Here is a 19,584-nt window from a genome sequence, read left to right as displayed (position 1 = left end):
ACCTTTCAATGGTTCGGCAGTGGGTGTATTGCCGGAGTCTGGAAGCGAGTCATTGCTCAGAGCTGCTAGGAGTGGTTCGTGCTGCCCGTAAGTGGGTCGAGACGTGCTCGTCTAAGTGTCCGAGGCTGGGCACTGCTGGCTGCTGACTGTGCCAGATTGGCTCGGGAGCGCACAGCGGGTAAGTAACAATGAGCGTGCCCTGCTCCACGCTGACTTGGGCCGGCTGGTTGCTGATGAATTCGTTGCTCACCCCAGATCCTTCACTCATAACCATATCCATGCTGGCATGGTCAAGCTCATATTTGAATCCTTGCTCACTGACTCCACGCGCGCAATCTGAAGCTGAAAAAGCAGAGAACATAGTGCCTGCTGTGCAATCCCAAGCAGGGAAGGAGAGTCTGCCTTTGCAGATAGCGCTGACTGCAGTGCCCTCGCCGTGAAGCACCCCTACTCCGCCTGATTGCGCCAGCAAACACAGGGTCGCTACGTTGGCGATTGAGTGGTCGATACGCCCGCCGAGCCCACCATATATATGAAAGCGTCTGTAGCCGTGTTCCCAGCCAAGTTTGAGGGCGGCCATCATATCGGTGTCGTCTTTTTCTGCGGGCAGTGCAATATGACTGCCATCGATGGCAGGAGCGGCAGTAATGGAGTCGAAGTCGCCCACTGTTATATCCGGAAGGAGTCCGGCTTGGCGTGCATGGTCAGCCCCACCATCTGCGGCTATGAGAAAGTCATGCGCAGGAAGAGGTGTGCTCTCGTCATAGTAATGCCCAGCCCCAAAAATGAGGCAGGTCTTGTCTGCTGCCCGGCCCTCGTCCATGTGGCCCCACCTTTCTTGCCGCTCAGGCGACTTACATACGGTGCTTTTAGACTAGCCGTATGTGCCCACGGAGGAAAGCCCGCCCAAGCACTTGCTGAGAGTGCAAGAGGGAATAGTCTAGAAAGCGCAGCAGTTGCATACAGTACTTATTGATACATGCATACAAGGGAACGAGGGGCAGTATGGGCAGCAATCAGGAGCGACAACTCGAATCGGTATACATGGCAGGTGGCTGTTTCTGGGGTCTTGAGCGCTATATGCAAGGCGTTTCTGGCGTGCGTTCCACGTCAGTTGGTTATGCTCAATCTCAGCTGGAGCGGCCCTCCTACGAGCAAGTGTGCTCCGGGCGCACGGACGCGGTCGAAGCTGTAGAAGTAATATATGACCCGCAAATGGTGAGTTTGCGCACGCTAGTTTTGCTCTTCCTTGACGTTATTGACCCCTATTCGCTCAATAGGCAGGGCAACGATAAGGGGCGCCAGTATCGTTCGGGTCTGTACTGGGAGCCAGGCTACCGCGCTGACCAAGAGCCGGTATTCCTCAGGGCTCTTTCGGAACTCGCCCAGCGCAGCGGCAAGGAGCCAGTTGTAGAAGTTGAGGAGTTGAAGAACTTCTACAAAGCCGAAGAATCCCACCAAGACTATTTGCAAAAGCACCCTAACGGCTACTGCCATATATCGGCTGAGAAGATTGAGGGCGTGGCCAGTAGGCAGCGCTTTATCGAGCAAATTTGGGCCTTGGATCCGCTCCAATACGAGGTGACCCAGGAGGCCGCCACCGAGCGACCCTTTGAGAATGCTTACGATGCCAACTTCCGACCTGGCATTTACGTGGATCGGGTGAGCGGGCAGCCCCTGTTTTCTTCGACTGATAAGTTCGACGCAGGCTGCGGTTGGCCGTCGTTCTCCAAGCCCATCGACCCCAACACCCTCAAAGAGCGCACCGATTACAAGCTCTTCGGTCGCCCCCGGGTCGAAGTGCGCACCGCAATCAGCGATTCCCACCTGGGCCACGTCTTCACCGACGGTCCCAAGGAGCGAGGCGGCCTACGCTACTGCATGAACTCAGCCTCCCTACGCTTCATCCCCAAAGAAGACATGGAAGCCCAAGGCTACGGCGACTACTTGCCCCTGGTTGACGGCCAGGCCTAATTAAATTACCTGCACGGCAGGGCAAAGTGTCAGTGGGTTTACTGGCGCTTTGCTTGGGGGCTGCCATCCATAAAGAAACCAGCTCGTTGCACTTATACCTTGAGTGCGGGGTATGTTTCTTGTTCAGTATATTGCCGTAGGCTAGTTCGTACTGGTACTAATAGACACAAGGTAAAACTTAAGATAAGCGCAGGCTAGCAGACGGCGGATAGAATGGAGCGGATTATGAGAAAAGTACTTAATATACTGTCAGTATGTGTATTGCTGGCTACGTCCTTCTTATTCGTCTTCTGCGTTCATGAGAGTATGACGGACGGTCGTACTTTGCAGGCTGAGCCGAACCTAGGCGATATGTCGGGGCAGTTGTCTGGAGATTTGTCTGATTTGGGCGATGGCTTTTGGACCAAAGAGAAGATGGAAAATGTCAAGGGCGCATAGATTCTCAGGGCGGACCGGAAGCTAATAGTTCTAAACTGCAAGGCCAGAAGCCGGACTGAGTCTGGGGCTGGTCTTGGGCGGGTGCTGATAAGTCCTAGGGGCTGTGGTAGAGTGCTTAGAGCTTGAGCAATCAAGAAAGCGGAACTTCCCACCTGGAAGCCTCTTATGGCTTCGGGTTGTACAGAGCAGAGTGTGTATTAGATTCTGCTGGCCAGCGGTAAGCGTGAGTTTATTGCGGCTCTAGCTTGCGTCAGTAGGCTAGTCTGACCTTCGGAAGCTTCGCATACACGAAGTATAAGAAGGAGTCATCATTAGCGACGAACCACGGATTAACGACGAGATACGCACCCCACAGGTACGTCTGATCGGTCCGAACGGTGAACAGGTGGGGATTATTGCTACGTCAGTGGCCCTTAACCTGGCTAAGGAAGCTAGCCTCGACCTAGTTGAGGTGGCTGCCCAGGCGAAGCCCCCAGTGGCCAAGCTCATCGATTACGGTAAGTTTAAGTACACCGAAAAGGTCAAAGCTCGCCAAGCCCGTCGTAATCAAACGACGGCTGAAATTAAGGAAATCCGATTCCGCTTAAAGATTGACGAGCATGACTTCCAGGTCAAGAAGGGGCATGTTGAGCGCTTCTTGAACTCTGGAGACAAGGTCAAGGTCACCATCATGCTGCGTGGTCGCGAGCAGTACCGCCCAATCGGCGGTGTTGAACTCTTGCGTCGACTGGCAGATGAAGTCGCTGAATTGGGCAGTGTTGAGTTTGCTCCTAAGCAGGAAGGGCGCAATATTATTATGACGCTCGCTCCTAAGGGCAAGAAAGTACAAACACAGTCCGAGCAGCGCCGTCGTGGCGACCAGGCCCGTGCTGAGCGTCAAGCGCGTCAGGCCGCTCGTCTTGCAGCTAAGCAGGAAGGCGAGAGCGTCAAGCTTGAAGCCGAGCAGGAGGCGCAGCGCGAAGTTGAACGCATCGACGCTGAGCCTGCCGTAGCAAAGACTTCCACGAAGAAGACAATATCCAAGGAGGGCAGCAATGCCGAAGATGAAAAGTAATTCAGCCGCTTCTAAGCGCGTCCGTGTCACCGGCTCGGGCAAGCTCATGCAGGCTGGAACCAGCATGCGCCACAATCTTGAGCACAAGTCGGCTCGCAAGCGTCGCGCCCTCTCGCGTGATGCAGTGCTCGCACCAAGCCAGGCCAAGAACATCAAGAAGATGCTGAGCAAGTAAGCCTTTTGGTTTGTTGCACCATCAACTGGTTACGTCTGCAAGATTTTTTAGAAAGCTGAGGAATTTCAAATGGCACGTGTCAAGAGGGCAGTGAACGCCCACAAGAAGCGCAGGGTCGTACTAGAGAGGGCTTCTGGCTACCGTGGTCAGCGTTCGCGTCTCTACCGTAAGGCCAAGGAACAGCTCCTACACTCCTTTAACTACAACTACCGCGACCGCAAGGCTCGCAAGGGTGATTTCCGTAAGCTGTGGATTCAGCGTATTAACGCTGCCTGCCGCGCACAGGGCATCACTTACAACCGCTTCATCCAGGGTCTGCGTCTGGCCGGCATTGAGCTCGACCGTCGCGCACTGGCTGAGTTGGCTGTTTCCGACATCGAGACTTTCAACTCCATCGTTGAGGAAGCCAAGAAGGCTCTGCCTGCCGATGTGAACGCTCCGCTTGCTGCCTGAGTTTGTCTGATAGTAGCCAAGTTTGGCTGCTGTTGCTTAAAAAGACCCTGCCTAGTGCGGGGTCTTTTTGTATAGTATGGTCAGCCTATTAGACTGCAAGTATGAGCACAGATCCCACAGCTTTTGAGCCCCTAGTGGAGCAGTTTATCGTCCACACGGGTGTGGAACGTGGCTTAGCGAGCGCGACTGTCAGCGCCTACCAATCCGATCTCAAGCTCTATACCGACTGGCTGAGCCAGCGCGGGATTGCTTCCCTAGACCAGGTCAGCAAGCAAGATGTCGAAGATTTTGTTGCTTCTTTGGAAGATGAATCAGCAGCGAGTAAGGCCCGCAGGTTAGCGGCAGTCCACGAACTCCACCGTTTTGCACTTGAGCAAAGGCTACTGGATTCAGATGTTTCCCAATCGGTCAAAGCTCCCAAGGGTGCATCTCGCTTACCAGATGTACTCTCAATCGAAGAGGTATCCCAGTTGTTAGCGGCTGCTGCACCGGGGGAGAGCACTGATCCGGTGTCTTTGCGAGATAGGGCTCTTTTGGAATTCATGTATGCCACAGGCTGTCGAGTCTCAGAGGCGGTGGCTGCAAATGTGGAAGATGTCGACTTAGACCAAGGCTTGGCTCGTCTCATGGGCAAGGGCTCAAAGCAGCGCTTAGTTCCGGTTGGTTCTTATGCCCTGCGAGCCTTGCAAGCTTACCTCAACCTCGGCAGGCCTAGCCTTCAGAGGCAAGCGAAGAAAGAAGTCGAAATGAGTGCTCTCTTTTTGAATAAGAGAGGTAAGCGACTTTCAAGACAATCAGTGTGGTTAGTAGTGCAAACTGCAGCCGAGCGTGCAGGCATTACACACCCGGTTCACCCGCACACTCTGCGACACTCGTTTGCAACCCATTTGATTGCTGGGGGAGCGGACGTGCGCACCGTGCAAGAACTCTTAGGACATGCCTCTGTGACCACCACTCAGATATATACGCACGTGAGCCCGCAGCGTTTAATCGAGGCCTATCAAACGGCCCATCCTCGAGCCAGGTGATGTACTTAATCCTAGATAGTTGTTGCTGTGGTGGGAGGTGCGAATATACTAGAATGGTACACGAATCGTAAGAGGGGTTGCATTGGACCTGAAGGCTAGGTAATCTGCGGCAGCTAGAGTCCAACTTGGCCCTCATATATGGATGTTGGTAGGGTAAGAGTATGCCTACGGATTTATTAGGACGCGAATACGAGACTTTCGACGCCCCTCAGACTTTGAGCCAGCACGGCCCTGCCCGTGTCATCGCTATGTGCAATCAAAAGGGCGGTGTCGGTAAAACGACCAGCTCTATTAACATCGGTGGTGCTCTCAGTACCTACGGCCGACGGGTGCTCATTGTAGATTTCGACCCGCAGGGAGCCGCGACTGTAGGTTTAGGCATCAATGCCAACAACGTAGAATCTACGATTTATACAGCCATGTTCAATCCCGATATGGATGTGCACGAAGTAGTCATGCATACTCGTTTCGATGATTTAGACGTGATTCCTGCCAATATCGACCTCTCGGCAGCCGAAGTGCAGCTCGTCACCGAGGTGGGTCGTGAGCAGGTGCTCGCTTCGACGCTTAAGCCCCTCATGAATGAGTACGATCTCATCATTGTGGATTGCCAGCCCTCTCTGGGTCTCTTAACAGTCAATGCACTCGCAGCCGCAGACGGTGTGATTATTCCTGTCGCAGCGGAGTTCTTTGCCCTGCGTGGTGTGGCTCTGCTCATGCAGTCTATCGAAAAGGTGCGCACCCGTATTAACCCAGATTTGCAGGTCTACGGCGTGTTGGTCACCATGTATACCCGCACCTTGCACTCCGACGAAGTTCTACAGCGCATCTACGAGGCCTTCCAAGAGAAGGTCTTCCACTCGGTTATCACCCGCTCTATCAAGCTGCCTGATGCGACTGTCTCTGGGGCTCCGATTACCAAGTATGCTCCTCAGCACAAGACAGCCAAGGAATACCGTGAGGTAGCTCGCGAACTGATTGCGCGCGGCATAGTGGCGTGAGTGCCCAGGAGAGCGTCAGCGCCTTCTCAGTCGACTTAGATGTCTACCAAGGCCCATTCGATGCCTTGCTGGGCATGCTCGCCAACCGACGCTTGGAATTGACCCAAATTTCCCTCGGTACGATTACTGAGGAGTTTTTGCGCTACGTGCGCGCTTTGGACCTCTCGAAGAGTATGGAAGAGGCCAGTTCCTTCCTCGATGTTGCTTCTATCTTGGTAGAGGCCAAAAGTGCGGCTTTACTACCAGATCGTTCGGATTCTCCAGCAGATGAACAGACACTCGAGGCATTGCGCGAGAGAGACTTGCTCTTCGCTCGTCTTTTGCAGTATAAGGCTTTCAAAGAGGCGGCTATGAGCTTCGGCTCAGAGTTGGAGCGCAACGCGGCCGCTTTTCCTCACTTGGGCCACATCGACGAGCATACGGCTGCGAGTCTGCCAGAATTAGAGTGGACCATCACCGCTGAGCTGTTAGCCCAGTTAGCAGCCAATGCTATTACCAACGCACCTGCGAGTCAGGTGAGTGTGGCTCAGCTCCACGTGCCGCTCGTTGATTTGCGACAGCAGGCACTTGTTGTGCGCCAGCGGCTCATTCACGAGTCAGGCAAGCCGGTTGCTTTTGCTGAGATTATTGGCGATGCGCGCACTCGTATGGAAGTTGTTGCCCGATTTTTGGCAGTATTGGTACTCTTCCGCCAGCAAGATGTCCAATATAAGCAGGAGGGGCCCTATGCCCCCTTGTATTTGCGCTGGATTGGGAAAGACGACAACGATGAGAGCCTACGCATGAGTGAAGGGGATTTCGCATGAGCCAGACTCAAGAAGCGCTGCCAGTGCAAGAGCAAGAAGAACTCACGCAGGCGGTTAACTATAGTGTTGAAGACTTTCCTGGGGGATTGCCGGCTTGCCTGGAAGCAGTGCTGATGGCTGCCGAACAGCCCCAACCGGGCGAAGATTTGGGTCGCATTCTTGGGGTCGATCCTGCTGAGGTTGAAGCATGCCTGAATGCTCTTGCTGAGCGTATCGAGAGCGAAGGTCACGGCTATTGCCTGCGCAAGTCGGTTCGTGGTTGGCTCTATACCAGCAATCCTGCCTACCAAGAGGTAGTTGCTGCCTCTCTTACCGATGGGCAAAGCGCTCGTTTGAGCCAAGCTGCTTTGGAGGCTCTAGCTATTGTGGCCTACCGTCAGCCCATCACCCGCGCGCAAGTGGCCGGTATTCGCGGCGTTAATTCTGATGGTGTGATGCGCTCCCTGCTGGTCCGCGGCCTGATTCGAGAGGAGGGGGTCGATCCTGAGACGCGCGCAGCTCTTTTGGTTACGACTGCTCTGTTCTTGGAGAAGATGGGCATCGACTCGGTTGACCAGCTCCCTTCTCTGGCACCATTCTTGCCCGAAGAAGCATCCGCTGTGCAGGAGATGGCGCAGCATCCGGCAGTCCCGAGTCCCTTAATTTCTGAGGCGAGCGAGGCTGAAAACTAGTTTGAGGGCGAGAGTGAGCAGTTTCTGTCAACTCTCGCAAGTATCATGGTGAAGGTTTGTCTGCCAAGAGTTGAGCAGCAATGAAGAATGAGGTTTTGATGGCGGTACGTGGAGATATTCGTAATGTAGCAATCGTGGCACACGTGGATCACGGTAAAACGACCCTGGTGAATGCCATGCTGCAGCAGTCGCATGTCTTCTCCGAGCGTGAGGAAGTGCCTGATCGTGTGATGGACTCCAATGATTTGGAACGCGAGAAGGGCATTACGATTCTGGCCAAAAACACGGCCATCAAGTACAGCGGTCCTGTAGCTGCTGAGCTTGGTCAGTCTGATGGCATCACCATCAACGTTGTTGATACTCCCGGCCACGCCGATTTCGGTGGCGAAGTGGAGCGCGGTATCTCCATGGTTGACGGTGTGGTGCTCCTAGTAGACGCTTCCGAAGGTCCGCTGCCTCAGACCCGTTTCGTGCTGCGTAAGGCCCTGGAAGCCAAGCTGCCGGTGATTTTGTGCGTCAACAAGACCGATCGCCCCGATGCTCGTATTTCCGAAGTGGTCTCTGAATCCACCGACCTCCTCTTGGGCTTGGCTCAAGATGTGAGTGAGGAAGGCGTTGACCTCGACTTGGATGCCCTGCTCGATCTGCCAGTTATTTACTGCGCTGCTAAGGCCGGTAAGGCTTCGGCTAACCAGCCTGCCGACGGATCTGAGCCCGATAACGACAATCTTGAGCCCCTCTTTGAGGCCATGCTCAAAAACATTCCCGCTCCCGAATACGAGGAGGGTGCACCCCTTCAGGCTCACGTTACCAACATCGACGCTTCTGATTACTTGGGCCGTTTGGGTTTGGTTCGTATCTACAACGGAACCCTCAAGAAGGGTGCTCAGTATGGTCTGTCTCGTACCGACGGCAGCGTTGAGCGCTTCAAGCTGACTGAGATTTTGCGCACGCAAGGTTTGGATCGTGTGCCCGATGAAGAAGCTGGCCCCGGCGACATCGTAGCTGTGGCTGGTGTCGACGACATCATGATTGGCGAGACTATTGTCGATCCTGAAAATCCTCAGCCCCTGCCTTTGATTCACGTCGACGCACCTGCTATCTCCATGACCTTCGGCACCAACGATTCCCCGCTGGTCGGCACTGAGGGTAAGGATCACAAGCTGACTGCCCGCATGCTCAAGGATCGCCTTGACCGCGAGCTCATTGGTAACGTCTCCATCAAGGTCATCCCCACCGAGCGTCCTGACGCTTGGGAGGTTCAGGGCCGCGGCGAGCTCGCTCTGGCTATCTTGGCTGAGCAGATGCGCCGTGAAGGCTATGAGCTGACTGTGGGCCGCCCTCAGGTGGTTACCCAGACTATCGACGGCAAGCTCAATGAGCCTATGGAGAATGACACTATCGACGTGCCCGAAGAGTACATGGGCGCTGTTACTCAGCTGATGGCTGAGCGTAAGGGCCGTATGGACTCCATGAGCAACCACGGTTCCGGCTGGGTACGCATGCAGTTCACCGTGCCTTCTCGCGGTCTCATTGGCTTCCGTACCGCTCTGCTTTCTGCTACTCGTGGCACCGGCATCTCTTCGTCGATCTCGGCAGGTTACGCTCCTTGGGCCGGCGAGATTTCCACCCGCCAGAACGGCTCTATGGTGGCCGACCGCGCTGGTAAGGCAAGCCCTTACGCCATGCAGAAGCTTCAGGCTCGCGGTAACTTCTTCGTTACTCCTCAGTCTCCTGTCTATGAGGGCCAGGTCGTGGGTGTGACAAACAAGCCCGGCGACCTCGACATCAACGTCACCCTCGAGAAGCACATGACCAACATGCGTTCCGCTACGGCAGATGTCTTGGAGACGCTGACTCCTCCCATCCAGATGAGCTTGGAAGAGTCCTTGGACTTCGCCAACGAAGATGAATGCGTTGAGGTCACTCCTGAGTCCATTCGCTTGCGCAAGATTATCTTGGACCGCAATGAGTGGTACAAGTGGAACTCTCGCCAGCGTAGGGCCAACCAAAACAAGAAGTAAGTGTGATTGCTCGCTTGTGGTGAGCATCTAGTGTGAAGCAGCCGTTTCGCTCGTTCTTAGTTCCAGCTAAGTGCCTGAGGAGCGGCTGTTTTAGTATATGATGGGCCAAACCTCGGCTGTGAGGTTGAAGCATAGGGATATTCTGGAAGCATGAGTACACAGCGCATAGCCTTATCGATGAAGCCTTGGAGCTACTTTGCATCCTTGGTAGTCGGTGCCCTGTCAGGGCTTATCGGCACTCTCTCTCACCGGATGGGAGCTACCATGCCAGTGCCCTATGGTCTTATTATTGCTTTCGTGCTCTTGCTCTCCAGCTCTTGGTGGGCCCGCTTAGTTGCTGGCATCATCGGTAGTGGTTTACACATCATAGGCGCCTGCGGCATCATTTGGCTGTTCATGGGCTATGGACCCGGAGGCGACGTGCTGATTCCCATCGCTAGCCCCGCTTTTACTACTCTCTTCGACCGTAATGCAGGCTCCATATGGATGTTTGGCGCTCTTCTGCTGCAAGTGCTCCTACTGCTGTTCCCGGCACGCTGGTTTGCAGACCATAGCAGCGAACCTCTGCAAGCAGCTCCTGCCCAAGCAGCACTCACGACTGAGAGTGAACCAGCATGACCATTAGTGCTCAACGATCGTCAGCACAAGCTCGTAATCTTTACTACTTGGGCCCTGAAGGCAGTTTTACTCACCAGTCAGCTCTCGAAGCCAGCAATCTTATCGGTCGCGCAACTGGGCAGGCCTGCTCGCTTGTAGCTCTGGATCAAGCTGCCTCTATCGTCAGCGAAGTGGAAGCCGGCCACGGCCTGGGCATTCTGGCGTGGGAAAACAACGTCGAAGGCACAGTCGTTCCCAATATGGACGCACTTATCAACGCTCGCTATACTGCCGGTTTCGCTAAGATTAGCCTTGACATCGTCTTTGACGCGTTTGTCTTGCCTCATCATGACAATCTCACCCAGGTAAGCGCTCACCCACATGGTTTAGCACAGTGCAAAACGTTCGTGGGGGAGCATGGTCTGCATCCGGAGCCTGCCTCTTCAAATGCGGCCGCTTGCCGTGATTTAGCGCCTCATCAGATTGGTTTAGGGCCTCGTATTTGCGGCTCTCTCTACGGTTTGGAAACCTATGCCCAGGCCGTTCAAGATTATAAGGGTGCCCACACAGACTTTGTGCTCTTAGCCCCGCGCGCCCAGGTAGCCGATTTAGCTCAGGCTTGCGAACAGGCTAGCGGGCATAGCGGAGATCAAGTTTCCGCTTTTGAATCTATTCTGGCTCTGATTCCGTTCCAAACAGGCCCGGGCGTGTTGGCCAATGTGCTCGACCAAGTGCGAGACGCTGGTCTGAATATGACATCCTTCATGTCTCGGCCAATTAAAGGCTATGATGGCACGTATTCGTTTGTGGTCAGCCTCGACGCGGCTCCTTGGGAGCCTCAATTACGGTCTTTAATGGAAGACTTAACTAGGCACGATGTGTGGCTAAAAACGCTTGCTGTATGCCCGCGCACTATTCGTCCCAATCCGCCAGTAGACCAGTGTATGCTCCCAACCGGCGGAGTAGAGCGCTTAGACCTAGCGCAGACGGCTGAGTCGGTAGCAGTAATACGGGAGGAATTATTGTGGTAGACAACATGCATCCCCTGCCCGGGATGGCCCCATCTCCGATTTTAACGTCGGCCCATAAAATCGGAATTGCTGGTTTAGGTCTTATCGGAGGTTCCTTGGCCGAGCGCCTGGTGCAGCGCGGTCGCTATGTCATAGGGTGGAACCACAATTCCAAACCTTATGAATCTGCCCAAGCCAAGGGAATTCACACTGTCGACACGCTGGAGGAGCTAGCTCAGGGCAAGCCCGACGTCTTGATTCTAGCCACACCCTTAGCAGCCATGCCTGTCATGCTAGAGCGTTTAAGCCCGGTCTTACCCAAGGCCACCACTCTGACCGATGTCGGTAGCGTAAAAGGGCAGGTTCGAGAGCAAGTAGTTGCTGCCGGATTGGGGAGTCAATACATTGGTGCCCATCCCATGACCGGCAACGAGCGTTCTGGATTCGCAGCTGCCGACCCCGAGCTTTTTGCAGACGCGCTCTGGGCCTTAAGCGTAGATGAGCACAGCGATATGAGCCGCTTTCTAACAGTGGCCGATATGGTCACTCAAGGCGCTGGTAACCGGCTGATTTGCGTCGACGACGCAATACATGACCGTTGTGCTGCGCTAATCTCGCACATGCCTCACGTAGTTGCGACCGCTCTGGCTTCCTTGCTTGCTGCTTCCCCGGAGCGCCAAGTAGCTGCCGCGCTCTCAGCTGGTTCCTGGCGGGATATGACCCGCGTGTCGCTTACCGATCCTAAACGCACCCAGGCTATGGTCGTGGAAGACTCCAGTAATGTAGCTGCTCTGCTTCGTCAACTTTCAACAAAGCTAGAGCGCATTGCAGGTGATTTAGAAAACGGTGTGAGCCTTACGCAGGCGAGTGAATCCAGCCAAGAACTGGCTGCTTTCTTTGCCTCCGCGCAACCTTTTAGAAATTACAAGACGGCCCAGAACGAGCGGCAAACTTGCGCGCGCATGCCCGAATTGGAGTCGCTGTCGTTAAGCGATGAAAACTGGCAACAGGAGTTGGCAGACTCAGCCCGCCGAGGCCAGCAGATTGTGCGTTTTCTGACCACCCATGAAGCTCAAGTGTTGCCTGCACTGAGCTGGTAATAATACTTACCTTTAGGCTCGCGTTTTATACACCCTATTTGTGGCTGCCATCTTAACGTCCGAAAGGATAGCGCCGCTCTGGAATAGGTTTTAGCGAAACTATGCTAGCTGCTGGGATGCTTACCTCTTGTGCAGGTCGCGTCCCATTGGCTGCGGGATCTCGGGTGAGTTGCAGAATTTCACCGTTCCAACTCTTGACGTGCCCTATATAATCCGAATATTTCATACGCCCGTCTTGCTGGTCTATGCCAGCTTGTACGCGGACTACAATTCTGGCTCCCTGGGGCATTTGCTGAGGCAGTTTCATGGCCCTTACTATACCTGTTTGTGCTCACAGCCATGCAGATTCGCCCCTTTCAGTTTAGAATGAAGGTAAACCCCAAGGAGGTTTCGATGCGCTTTGATGATGAGCTCGACTCATTTTGCCAGCACATGAGTCGGGTGCAAGGTTTGAGTGCTAATACTGTTAAAGCGTACCGGATTGACGTAGACGAGTTCCTTCACTTAATGGAGTTGAGGGGATTCACTGATTTGGACGCTGTAACAATAGAGACATTGCGTTCGTGGATGGCTCACGAGATGCGCAATCATTCCCGCTCCACGATGGCCCGCAAGACGGTTGCAATTCGTCAGTTCTTCGCTTTCTTAGAAGATAGACAGCTTCTTGACCACAATCCAGCTGCGATTTTGGCCACTCCGCGCATTCCTGAGCATTTGCCGCAGGTTTTAAGCCATGAGCAGGCAGGCGAACTGATGAAACGAGCGCAGGACGACACTGAACAGATGCAAAATGTAGATGGGGGAGAGTGCAATCCTGATGTGCAGCAAGCACAAGAGCCACGCATCAAGCGCACGGTCCGCCAGCAGGCTGTAGAGGTACGCAATCGGGCCATGCTTGAGCTGCTGTACGCCACTGGCATGCGTGTTGCCGAGCTTACGGGCTTGGACTTAGGCGATCTCACTATGAGCGAGCGTACGGTGCGGGTGATGGGTAAGGGATCTAAAGAACGAGTGGTGCCTTTTGGCCTGCCGGCTTGTAAAGCAATCGAGGTCTGGCTATCTCAAGGACGCCCTGTTCTAGCTGACCATAATAATGCGGCTGGATCTGCGAGTAGTGAGTCTGCGCTCTTTTTAGGGCTCCAAGGGCGCAGAATTGGCCAGCGGCAGGTTCGTCAAGTTGTTCACGAACTGGCTCAGGAAGCAGATTTGCCTTCTATTTCACCTCACGCCTTGCGTCATTCTGCTGCAACTCACTTACTTGATGGGGGAGCAGACCTGCGCGAGGTGCAGGAAATGCTGGGGCATTCTTCTCTGCGCACTACTCAGCGTTACACCCACGTTTCCATTGAACAACTTCGCCAGCGCTACGATCTGGCCTTTCCCCGAGCCTAAAGGGAAGGTACGGACCGCTGCCGGTAGTGGTAAGAAGCTGGTGAGTTATAAAAGTGTCCACCACGTGGACACTTTTGAACATTGTGTAACGATGAGTGCATAGTATGTCCTCTAACGAAGTTGCAGATGTGTACCTCTGTTGACCTCGAAATCGGTATTGGGACACCGGTTGTGACTATATCGGTACATTGAAGAAGGGGATTGTATTCGTGCACAATACAAAACAAAAGATAACTATCACCGCCGCAGCTTGCATTGTGGCCTTATCTTTGAGTGCTTGCGGGGGAGCGGCCGATGGGGCTGACTCATCTTCTAAGAGTGACCCAAACGCAATTATTACAGCTTTCGATACAGAGCCGCAGAACTCGCTGGTTCCTGGAAATACGAACGAGCGTGGCGGCGGCAGGCCTGTATCTATGATGTTCTCCGGTCTGGTTGGTGTAACTCCAGACGGTGAATCGGTCAATGAGGTCGCTGAATCTTTGACGCCAAATGCTGATAAGAGCCAGTTCACCATTAAGCTCAAGCAGGGTTGGAAATTCACGGATGGCACTCCAGTCACTGCTTCTTCCTTTACAAAGGCGTGGAGCTATACTGCAAACGCGGCTAACGGCCAATTGGGCGCTAGCTTCTTCTCGCTTATTAAGGGCTATCAGGAGCTGCAAGACACAAGTGTAAAGTCTGATGCTCAGCTGAGCGGTTTGAAAGTGATTGACGATCAGACGTTTACCGTAGATTTGATTCAGCCAGACTCCGTGTTCCCCATCAAGGTTGGCTATGATGCTTTCGACCCGCTGCCCGAATCTTTCTATAAGGATCCCAAGGCCTTCGGCGAGCACCCAGTGAGCAATGGTCCATATAAGTTCCAGTCTTGGGAACACAACAAGTCCATCTCGTTGGTAAAGAATCCCGACTACAAGGGGCAGTTCAAGCCTCGCAACGGCGGTATAACGTTCAAGATATACACCTCTTCTGATGCTGCTTATGCAGATATTCAGGCTGGCAATCTTGACTTGATGGAAAATGTTCCAGCTTCGGCTAGTAAGACTTTCACCACTGAAAGCGATGTTCAGTCCTACAACAAGCCTGGTTCTAGTATTGCTGCTGTCGCTCTCCCCTCGAGCCTCGAACACTTCAAGGAAGATGAAGAAGGCATCCTGCGTCGTCAGGCTATCTCCATGTCTATTGACCGCGAGTCCATTTGCAAGAAGGTTCTAAACAACACTGCTTCACCTGCTGCCGCATATTCTGCACCAACTATTCCTGGCTACACTACCGATTTGGAAAACAAGGAGAATATTACCTACAATCCCAAGAAGGCTAAGGAGCTGTGGGAAAAGGCCAACAAGATCTCGACTATTCCTAGCGACTACAAGCTAACCTTCAGTTACAATGCCGATGAATCAAGCTACAAGTCCGTTTACAAAGCTGTAGCAAACATGGTGAAGAGCAACCTTGGCATTAATACGGAAGATGTACCTGTTCCAACCTTCCAAGAGTATCGTCAAAACATCACTGCTCGTAAGATGACCGGTGCCTTCCATGCTGGTTGGACTCCTGATTATCCATCAGTAGAAAACTATCTACAGCCGATTTATGCTTCAGAATCTGCCGACGGTAAGGGTGCTAACGACACTGATTATAAGAATCCTGAGTTCGACAATCTGATTAAGCAGGCAGCGAAAGCCGCTAACGCCGAGGAAGAAAACGGTCTGTATGCCAAGGCTCAAGGGATACTACTTAGAGATTGTCCCGGCATTCCTCTCTACTACCTCAATCGCACAGGCGTTGCTTCCAAACAGGTTAAGGACTTCAAGATGAGTTGGCAGACCTACCCCGTCTATTGGATGGCAAGTGTAACTAGCAAGTAATTACATACAGAGCGTGTTGCTTCACTCCCCGGTGGTGGGCGCAGTAATACGCATTAGTCAAACTGTGGGCTATTTCCAGACAGTGGAGACAGCCCACACTCTTTGTTTTCGGGCTAGCTATGAGCTGAAACTGTTTGCTCCAGTAACTTCCCCGTAACAATTAAAAACTGAGAGTGTACCACTTCTGTCAGTCCTTTTATACGCTGTCTCTTGTTTACAAAGATTGGGATCTGTGCCTAGTAAGACCTTACAAAGCCTCACTATTGACAACCTATATTGCTTGGAAGCATCGGCACGATTACTGGCGGTTTGCTAACGAGTTTCCATGTCTGTTAGAGTGCTTAAAACATGTTTTGCGCACGAAACATTTACGTAAGACAATAGGTGCATTAGCATTTTTCGTATAAGCAAACCTTATACAAGAAAGCTAGCCAAAGTTTCCATCTTCGGCGCACAACGTAGAAGATGCGTACTCAAGGAGAAGATTCACAGTATGAAGAAGAGCCCGAAGCTCACCATAGTTGCAGCATCAGCATGTGCGCTAGCTTTAGCGCTTTCTGCTTGCGGTGGCAGTACCGGCCAGGATGCAAATTCCGGGGCCTCAAGTGCTGATGCCATTATCTCTGTCTATGGATGCGAACCGGCCAAGCCCTTGATTCCCAGCAATACTGGTGAGTCTTGCGGTGGAAACCCGCTTGACATGATGTTCTCTAAATTGGTGCGCTTCGACAAGAGCGGCAAGGCTCACAACGAGATTGCTCAAGAGATTAAGCCCAATGCAGATATGACTCAGTACAAGGTCACCATCAAGAGCGGCTGGAAGTTCTCAGACGGTACTCCCGTCACCGCTTCCTCCTTCACGAAGGCATGGTCTTGGGGCGCAAACGTGAGTAACGCCCAGCTCGACGCTTCTTTCTTCGACAATATTCAGGGTTACGACGAGATTCAGAAGCCCGGAGTTGCTAGTGATGCGCAACTTTCTGGTCTCAAAGTTATCGACGACCACACCTTCACCGTCGATCTGAAATCACCCTCATCGACCTTCCCCATTCTCATTGGCTACACTGCCTATGCTCCAATGCCCGAGGTCTTCTACAAGGACACTAAGGCATACGGCGAGAACCCGGTCACTGTGGGGCCGTACAACTTTAAGTCTTGGGAACACAATAAGTCCATCAAGTTGGTCAAGAATAAAGACTACAAGGGTACAGCAGTAGTAAAGAACGGTGGCCTTGAGTTCCGAACCTACTCTGATTTGGACGCTGGTTTTGCTGACGTACAGGCTGGTAACCTTGATGTTATCGATTCCGTTCCGACTTCGGCTCAGAGGACCTTCCAGTCCGATGCCACCGTACAGGCATACAATGAGCCTGGTGCAGTCATTCAGAGCTTTACCATTCCCGGCTTCATGGACCACTTCAAGATGGACGAAGAAGGCAAGCTTCGCCGTCAAGCTATCTCCATGTCGATTGATCGTAAGCAGATTATCGACAAGGTATTGGGCGGATTGGCTATGCAACCTACCGACTTCACTGCTCCAACGATTCCTGGTTACTCCAAGAACCTCAAGGGCAGCGATAACCTGAAATACAACCCTAAGAAAGCTAAGGAGCTGTGGGCACAGGCAGACGCTATTTCACCTTGGCCTGCTGAACAGACCTTTAAGCTTGCTTACAACTCCGACGGCGGTGCCAAAGACTCTTACGACGCTATTGCTAACTCCATCAAGAACACACTAGGTATCAAGGCTGAAGGAACGCCTGTACCTACCTTCTCTGAGTTCCGCAATAACGTCGGTCAGCGCAAGTATCGCGATTCCGCCCTGCGCTCCTCTTGGCAGCCTGATTATCCTTCGCCTGAAAACTACCTCAAGCCTCTGTACGCCTCCTCGGCTGCTGATGGCAATGGTTCCAACGATGGCGATTACAAGAACCCCCAGTTTGATGCCATGTTGACCAAGGCAGCCCAAGCCAAAAGCGTGGACGAAGCCAACAAGGTCTACCAGCAAGCTGAACAAATCTTACTGGGCGACTTGCCGTCAGTTCCGCTTTACTACGCCAATGCTAAGGGCGCAGCAGCGAAAAATGTCGGCGGGTTTACTATGAATTGGAAGAACTTACCTGTCTACGAAGAATTAACAAAATGATTCGGTACTAGACGGGGTGCTGGTAGTTGGGGAGCAGAAGTTCTCCAACTACCAGCTTAGAAAGTGGTAACCTCCACTTTCGCCAGCAGCAAGAACATGTAGTACCTCATAGAGGAAGAAGAGCAAGATGAAGAAATCTTCAATGTTTTCGCTTGTAGCTGCTTCCGCATGCTCGCTGGCTCTCGTGCTCAGCGGCTGCGGTGGAGCGGGCGACTCAAATGATTCGAGTAAGCCCTCAAGCGATGCTAAGAATGCATCAACAACCGACGCTATTATGAGTGTCTTCGGTGCTGAGCCAGCCAAGCCTTTAATTCCTAGCGATACCATTGAAACTGGCGGCGGCAATCCTCTGGATTTGATGTTTGCAGAGCTGGTTCGTTACGACGTTGACGGTAAGGTTGTCAACGAAGTCGCTAAGGACATCAAGCCCAATGCCGACATGACGCAGTACAAGATCACTATCAAGGATGGCTGGAAGTTCAGCGATGGCACACCTGTGACTGCTAAGTCCTTCACTAAGGCATGGTCTTGGGGAGCCAATATCAACAACGCTCAGTTGGCTTCGAGCTTCTACGGCAACATCAAGGGCTTCGATGAGCTTCAGACTAAGGGTGTTGCTGCCGATGCAGAACTCTCTGGTCTCAAGGTTGTCGACGATCACACCTTTACTGTCGATCTGACTGATCCTTCCTCAACCTTCCCCATTCAGGTAGGCATTACTGCTTTTGCGCCACTGCCTGAAGCCTTCTACAAGGACACCAAGGCTTTCGGCGAGAAGCCGATTTCCAATGGTCCGTACAAGCTTCAGTCTTGGGAACATAACAAGGCCATTAAGCTGGTTAAGAACCCTGAATACAAGGGTGGAGTCAAGGTCAAGAATGGTGGCATTGAGTTCCGCGCTTACACCGATACTGAGCCTGCATTCGCAGATGTACAAGCAGGCAACTTGGATGTGCTGGATACGATTCCTTCCTCAGCTATCAAGACCTTCCAAAGCGACCAGACTATTCAGGCTATCAACAAGCCCGGCTCTGTCTTCCAGAACTTTACTATTCCTACTTACATGAAGCACTTCGGTGAGGACCAAGAAGGTAAGTTGCGTCGTCAGGCTATCTCTATGGCTGTAGACCGCAACCAAGTCATCGACAAGGTTCTGGCCAACACCAGCAAGCCCGCTACCGATTTCATTGCTCCTACGATTCCTGGTTATTCTAAGGACCTCAAGGGTTCTGATGTCTTAAAGTACAACCCCAAGAAGGCCAAGCAGCTCTGGGAAGAAGCTAACAAGATTAGCCCTTGGACCGAGGCTGATGTCTTCAAGATGGCTTACAACGCCGACGGTGGACATAAGGACATCTACGACGCTTTCGCTAACTCCATTAAGAACTCTCTGGGTATCAAGGCCGAGGGCAATCCTCTACCGACCTTCAAGGAGTTCCGTAACAACGTGAGTAGCCGTAAGTTCACGGACTCTGCCTTCCGCTCCGGTTGGCAGCCCGATTACCCATCGCCAGAAAACTACTTGCAGCCTTTGTACACCTCGGGCGCCGCTGACGGTAATGGTTCTAACGATGGCGACTACAAGAACCCCAAGTTCGATGCACTCGTAACTAAGGGCTCTGGCGCCAAGACCACTGACGAGGCCAACAAAATCTTCCAGGAAGCTGAAGAAATTCTGCTTGAAGATCTTCCTGTCATCCCTCTCTACTATTCCAATGCCAAGGGCGCTGCTGGTAAGAGCGTGCAGGGCTTCTCCTTCACCTGGAAGGGCACACCTTCCTATCCTGACCTCACCAAGTAAGGTTGAGGTACTAGGGGGTTGAGAATTTTGCTCTTGGCCCCCA

19 protein-coding genes are annotated in these 19,584 nt (G+C 52.9%); 17 read left to right on the top strand and 2 right to left on the bottom strand.

Annotation, left to right across the window (positions count from 1 at the left end):
• Nucleotides 1–49: 49 nt before the first annotated feature.
• On the bottom strand, nt 50–823 hold the full coding sequence (locus R8377_RS04745) for a thiamine diphosphokinase (RefSeq protein WP_317642347.1): 774 nt from the start codon (nt 821–823) through the stop codon (nt 50–52).
• 182 nt (nt 824–1,005) lie between these two features.
• On the opposite strand from R8377_RS04745, the gene msrB reads away from it, so the two are divergent.
• The 13 genes from msrB to R8377_RS04680 all read left to right on the top strand — a co-directional run bounded on the left by msrB (nt 1,006) and on the right by R8377_RS04680 (nt 12,331).
• On the top strand, nt 1,006–1,974 hold the full coding sequence (gene msrB, locus R8377_RS04740; RefSeq protein ID WP_317642346.1) for a peptide-methionine (R)-S-oxide reductase MsrB: 969 nt from the start codon (nt 1,006–1,008) through the stop codon (nt 1,972–1,974).
• A 225-nt stretch (nt 1,975–2,199) separates the two neighbouring features.
• Nucleotides 2,200–2,412: a hypothetical protein gene (locus tag R8377_RS04735; protein ID WP_317642345.1), complete on the top strand. Its 213-nt coding sequence runs from the start codon at nt 2,200–2,202 to the stop codon at nt 2,410–2,412.
• A 307-nt stretch (nt 2,413–2,719) separates the two neighbouring features.
• Entirely contained in the window at nt 2,720–3,466 is a 747-nt protein-coding gene (gene infC / locus R8377_RS04730) for a translation initiation factor IF-3 (RefSeq protein WP_317643714.1), read from the top strand.
• Nucleotides 3,447–3,641, top strand: a complete 195-nt coding sequence (gene rpmI, locus R8377_RS04725) for a 50S ribosomal protein L35 (RefSeq protein WP_317642344.1) — start codon at nt 3,447–3,449, stop codon at nt 3,639–3,641. The genes infC and rpmI overlap by 20 nt, the downstream gene beginning before the upstream one ends.
• A gap of 69 nt (nt 3,642–3,710) precedes the next feature.
• Nucleotides 3,711–4,094 (top strand): 50S ribosomal protein L20, encoded by a 384-nt coding sequence (gene rplT / locus R8377_RS04720; protein WP_317642343.1) that lies wholly within the window; start codon nt 3,711–3,713, stop codon nt 4,092–4,094.
• Between the two features lie 101 nt (nt 4,095–4,195).
• Nucleotides 4,196–5,122, top strand: a complete 927-nt coding sequence (xerD, locus tag R8377_RS04715; RefSeq protein WP_317642342.1) for a site-specific tyrosine recombinase XerD — start codon at nt 4,196–4,198, stop codon at nt 5,120–5,122.
• A 161-nt stretch (nt 5,123–5,283) separates the two neighbouring features.
• Nucleotides 5,284–6,123, top strand: coding sequence for a ParA family protein (locus R8377_RS04710; protein WP_317642341.1), 840 nt, complete (start codon nt 5,284–5,286; stop codon nt 6,121–6,123).
• The gene (locus R8377_RS04705) at nt 6,120–6,929 is read left to right on the top strand and encodes a segregation and condensation protein A (RefSeq protein ID WP_317642340.1); all 810 of its coding nucleotides are present in this window, start codon (nt 6,120–6,122) and stop codon (nt 6,927–6,929) included. Before R8377_RS04710 ends, R8377_RS04705 begins: the two co-directional genes overlap by 4 nt.
• Nucleotides 6,926–7,600, top strand: coding sequence for an SMC-Scp complex subunit ScpB (scpB, locus tag R8377_RS04700; RefSeq protein WP_317642339.1), 675 nt, complete (start codon nt 6,926–6,928; stop codon nt 7,598–7,600). The genes R8377_RS04705 and scpB overlap by 4 nt, the downstream gene beginning before the upstream one ends.
• Nucleotides 7,601–7,698: 98 nt before the next feature.
• Nucleotides 7,699–9,624 carry a translational GTPase TypA gene (typA, locus tag R8377_RS04695; RefSeq protein WP_317643713.1) on the top strand — a complete coding sequence of 642 codons (1,926 nt, stop codon included), beginning with the start codon at nt 7,699–7,701 and terminating at the stop codon, nt 9,622–9,624.
• A gap of 150 nt (nt 9,625–9,774) precedes the next feature.
• Complete coding sequence (locus tag R8377_RS04690; RefSeq protein WP_317642338.1) at nt 9,775–10,242, top strand: alcohol dehydrogenase; 468 nt, start codon at nt 9,775–9,777, stop codon at nt 10,240–10,242.
• Nucleotides 10,239–11,252, top strand: a complete 1,014-nt coding sequence (locus tag R8377_RS04685; protein WP_317642337.1) for a prephenate dehydratase domain-containing protein — start codon at nt 10,239–10,241, stop codon at nt 11,250–11,252. The genes R8377_RS04690 and R8377_RS04685 overlap by 4 nt, the downstream gene beginning before the upstream one ends.
• Before the next feature lie 23 nt (nt 11,253–11,275).
• Complete coding sequence (locus R8377_RS04680; RefSeq protein ID WP_317643712.1) at nt 11,276–12,331, top strand: prephenate dehydrogenase; 1,056 nt, start codon at nt 11,276–11,278, stop codon at nt 12,329–12,331.
• 52 nt (nt 12,332–12,383) lie between these two features.
• Here the strand turns inward: R8377_RS04680 and R8377_RS04675 are convergent, their stop codons facing one another.
• Nucleotides 12,384–12,638 carry a DUF6725 family protein gene (locus R8377_RS04675; RefSeq protein ID WP_317642336.1) on the bottom strand — a complete coding sequence of 85 codons (255 nt, stop codon included), beginning with the start codon at nt 12,636–12,638 and terminating at the stop codon, nt 12,384–12,386.
• An 86-nt stretch (nt 12,639–12,724) separates the two neighbouring features.
• On the opposite strand from R8377_RS04675, the gene R8377_RS04670 reads away from it, so the two are divergent.
• The 4 genes from R8377_RS04670 to R8377_RS04655 all read left to right on the top strand — a co-directional run bounded on the left by R8377_RS04670 (nt 12,725) and on the right by R8377_RS04655 (nt 19,541).
• Nucleotides 12,725–13,723 (top strand): tyrosine recombinase XerC, encoded by a 999-nt coding sequence (locus R8377_RS04670; protein ID WP_317642335.1) that lies wholly within the window; start codon nt 12,725–12,727, stop codon nt 13,721–13,723.
• 209 nt (nt 13,724–13,932) lie between these two features.
• Nucleotides 13,933–15,594 carry a peptide ABC transporter substrate-binding protein gene (locus R8377_RS04665; protein ID WP_317642334.1) on the top strand — a complete coding sequence of 554 codons (1,662 nt, stop codon included), beginning with the start codon at nt 13,933–13,935 and terminating at the stop codon, nt 15,592–15,594.
• Nucleotides 15,595–16,087: 493 nt separating this feature from the next.
• Entirely contained in the window at nt 16,088–17,740 is a 1,653-nt protein-coding gene (locus R8377_RS04660) for a peptide ABC transporter substrate-binding protein (protein ID WP_317642333.1), read from the top strand.
• A gap of 127 nt (nt 17,741–17,867) precedes the next feature.
• Complete coding sequence (locus R8377_RS04655; RefSeq protein WP_317642332.1) at nt 17,868–19,541, top strand: peptide ABC transporter substrate-binding protein; 1,674 nt, start codon at nt 17,868–17,870, stop codon at nt 19,539–19,541.
• Nucleotides 19,542–19,584 lie beyond the last annotated feature (43 nt).

Source organism: Bombiscardovia apis (assembly GCF_033095945.1).
Taxonomy (GTDB): domain Bacteria; phylum Actinomycetota; class Actinomycetes; order Actinomycetales; family Bifidobacteriaceae; genus Bombiscardovia; species Bombiscardovia apis.
Note: the sequence above shows the minus strand (reverse complement) of the source record. Positions and strands in the feature narration are given on the sequence as shown.

Bases quoted from the DNA above. Each gene is read 5' to 3' on its own strand.
- R8377_RS04745 (WP_317642347.1), bottom strand. From the start codon at position 823: ATGGACGAGGGCCGGGCAGCAGACAAGACCTGCCTCATTTTTGGGGCT.
- msrB (WP_317642346.1), top strand. From the start codon at position 1,006: ATGGGCAGCAATCAGGAGCGACAACTCGAATCGGTATACATGGCAGGT.
- R8377_RS04735 (WP_317642345.1), top strand. From the start codon at position 2,200: ATGAGAAAAGTACTTAATATACTGTCAGTATGTGTATTGCTGGCTACG.
- rpmI (WP_317642344.1), top strand. From the start codon at position 3,447: ATGCCGAAGATGAAAAGTAATTCAGCCGCTTCTAAGCGCGTCCGTGTC.
- rplT (WP_317642343.1), top strand. From the start codon at position 3,711: ATGGCACGTGTCAAGAGGGCAGTGAACGCCCACAAGAAGCGCAGGGTC.
- xerD (WP_317642342.1), top strand. From the start codon at position 4,196: ATGAGCACAGATCCCACAGCTTTTGAGCCCCTAGTGGAGCAGTTTATC.
- R8377_RS04710 (WP_317642341.1), top strand. From the start codon at position 5,284: ATGCCTACGGATTTATTAGGACGCGAATACGAGACTTTCGACGCCCCT.
- scpB (WP_317642339.1), top strand. From the start codon at position 6,926: ATGAGCCAGACTCAAGAAGCGCTGCCAGTGCAAGAGCAAGAAGAACTC.
- typA (WP_317643713.1), top strand. From the start codon at position 7,699: ATGGCGGTACGTGGAGATATTCGTAATGTAGCAATCGTGGCACACGTG.
- R8377_RS04690 (WP_317642338.1), top strand. From the start codon at position 9,775: ATGAGTACACAGCGCATAGCCTTATCGATGAAGCCTTGGAGCTACTTT.
- R8377_RS04685 (WP_317642337.1), top strand. From the start codon at position 10,239: ATGACCATTAGTGCTCAACGATCGTCAGCACAAGCTCGTAATCTTTAC.
- R8377_RS04680 (WP_317643712.1), top strand. From the start codon at position 11,276: ATGGCCCCATCTCCGATTTTAACGTCGGCCCATAAAATCGGAATTGCT.
- R8377_RS04675 (WP_317642336.1), bottom strand. From the start codon at position 12,638: ATGAAACTGCCTCAGCAAATGCCCCAGGGAGCCAGAATTGTAGTCCGC.
- R8377_RS04670 (WP_317642335.1), top strand. From the start codon at position 12,725: ATGCGCTTTGATGATGAGCTCGACTCATTTTGCCAGCACATGAGTCGG.
- R8377_RS04660 (WP_317642333.1), top strand. From the start codon at position 16,088: ATGAAGAAGAGCCCGAAGCTCACCATAGTTGCAGCATCAGCATGTGCG.
- R8377_RS04655 (WP_317642332.1), top strand. From the start codon at position 17,868: ATGAAGAAATCTTCAATGTTTTCGCTTGTAGCTGCTTCCGCATGCTCG.